The following is a 1933-nucleotide window of genomic DNA, read 5'->3' on the forward strand; positions in this document are numbered from 1 at the left end:
CACCATCTAATTTCGAGTGGCTTGTGGGTAGCGGAGATCTACCCACCCCGCCCTTCGGGCACCCCTCCGAGGAGGGGATTTTTCGATAGACTAGAGTTCATTTTTGTCTGCAAAAGCGTTATCTAAACGTGCCTGACAGACTAGATTTAATCGCATATTCTAAAAACATAGCGATCGAATCTCAATCAACTTCCACCCGATCGCTAAATTTAAATACATGCCTAAATCTACAACTGCGATCGCGTTATTCTGTATCTGTCTAATTACCCTAGTCTCGATCGTCTCTGTCTGCAAAATCTCAGGAATTTCGATCCCATTTATGGCCGAACTTCCAAGCTGGGAATGGCTCAAACTGGCGATCGAATTATGTTCGATATTGGGTTAATTGAATGTGAATCTAAAACAAAATCGCGGGGCATTACGCTCCGCGATCGCGTGTTCTCAAAAATTGAGATTTTCAAATCAGATATAACAGGATAAATAAGATAATCCAAATTACATCGACAAAGTGCCAATAAATTTCGGCAGCTTCGACACCAAAATGATTGTTGGTGCCATAATGTTCGGATTTCATCGATCGCCATAAGACCGATAAAATCAGCAGTACGCCAACGGTGACGTGCAGACCGTGAAAACCAGTTAAGACATAGAAAGTACTGGCAAATAAATTCGTCCGCAATCCAAATTCGAGATGACTGTATTCATACAACTGACCGCCGAGGAAGACAATCCCCATCAGAGCTGTCAGCCCAAACCACAGTTGCAAACCTTTGACGTCATTCTTTTTGATGGCAGTATCGGCTTGATGAATGACCAAACTACTCGCAATCAGGATGACAGTATTCATTCCTGGTAAGAGCAATTCGAGCTTAGGCGTACCTGCTGGCGGCCATTCTGGTGCCATCGATCGAAATGCGAAGTAAGCAACAAACAAGCCGAGAAAAATCATCCCCTCTGCGACTAAGAACACGATTAGTCCAAATATCCGAAAGTCGGGATGCGCTTCATGATGGCTATCGTGGGTCGCACTCTCAATATTAATCTGGGTCTGGTCGGAAATCGATCCTTGCATATTAGGGGATAGGGGATAGGGAATAGGGAATAGGGTTTATCTAATCCTCAGTTCTAGAGCCATATGGTGGAAAATCCCCTCCTCGGAGCGGCGGTTTTATTCTGGGGTTCCCCCAGAATAAAAAAACCGACAAGACAGCGACGCATCGAACGGGAGGTTTCCTCCCGTTTGTGTGCGTCAAGACAGGGGTGCCTGGAAGGCGGGGTGGGTAGATCTTTGCGGTAAATCCAGCAGATGAAGAGTAGAAGTAGGGTGAGCAATGCCCACCACATTTGTTCTCAGCAATATTAACAACTAAACATTAGTAAATACCTTGGGTGGTTCTGAAATTTCTTCAGTGTCCCCATAATCATAAGGGCCTGTCGTCAGCACGGGTAGCACTTTAAAGTTCTCGATTTCTGGAGGTGAAGTAGTTTGCCAATCTAGGGTTAGCGCATTCCAAGGATTGTTACCGGCTGGCTCACCCTTGTAAGCACAATAGATCGCATTAACTAAGAAGGGGACAGTCGAAATCGCCAGCACATAACTACCATAGGTAATAAATTGATTTAAACCTTGGAATTCTGGTGCATACATGGCAACCCGGCGCGGCATTCCTTGCAAGCCAAGGATGTGCATGGGGAGGAAAGTCACGTTAAAGCCAACGTAAGTCAGCACGAAGTGAATTTTGCCCCAGGTATCGTTGATATGGCGTCCGGTAACTTTAGGGAACCAGTGATAGATCCCCGTGTAGATACCGAAGACGCTGCCACCAAATAAGACGTAGTGGAGGTGAGCGACGACGAAGTATGTATCGTGAACGTGAATGTCGAAGGGGACAGCCGCTAGCATAACGCCAGTGATACCGCCGATGACGAAGGT

The 1933-nt window shown here is 46.0% G+C and carries 3 protein-coding genes; 1 reads left to right on the top strand and 2 read right to left on the bottom strand.

Features of this window, described 5'->3' with window-relative positions; genetic code table 11:
- Nucleotides 1–217 precede the first annotated feature (217 nt).
- Nucleotides 218–385 (top strand): hypothetical protein, encoded by a 168-nt coding sequence (locus RMO84_RS17830; protein WP_310489781.1) that lies wholly within the window; start codon nt 218–220, stop codon nt 383–385.
- A gap of 72 nt (nt 386–457) precedes the next feature.
- Here RMO84_RS17830 and RMO84_RS17835 read toward each other — a convergent pair whose 3' ends face one another.
- A complete protein-coding gene (locus RMO84_RS17835; protein ID WP_310489782.1) occupies nt 458–1072 on the bottom strand; it encodes a heme-copper oxidase subunit III in 615 nt (204 codons plus the stop codon).
- A 294-nt stretch (nt 1073–1366) separates the two neighbouring features.
- On the bottom strand, nt 1367–1933 hold a 567-nt coding region (locus RMO84_RS17840; protein WP_310489783.1), incomplete at its 5' end, for a cbb3-type cytochrome c oxidase subunit I.

The organism is Chamaesiphon sp. VAR_69_metabat_338, assembly GCF_031423935.1.
In the GTDB taxonomy this organism is placed as follows: domain Bacteria; phylum Cyanobacteriota; class Cyanobacteriia; order Cyanobacteriales; family Chamaesiphonaceae; genus Chamaesiphon.

Coding starts and splice junctions, on each gene's coding strand:
- RMO84_RS17830 (WP_310489781.1), top strand. CDS start 218: ATGCCTAAATCTACAACTGCGATCGCGTTATTCTGTATCTGTCTAATT.
- RMO84_RS17835 (WP_310489782.1), bottom strand. CDS start 1,072: ATGCAAGGATCGATTTCCGACCAGACCCAGATTAATATTGAGAGTGCG.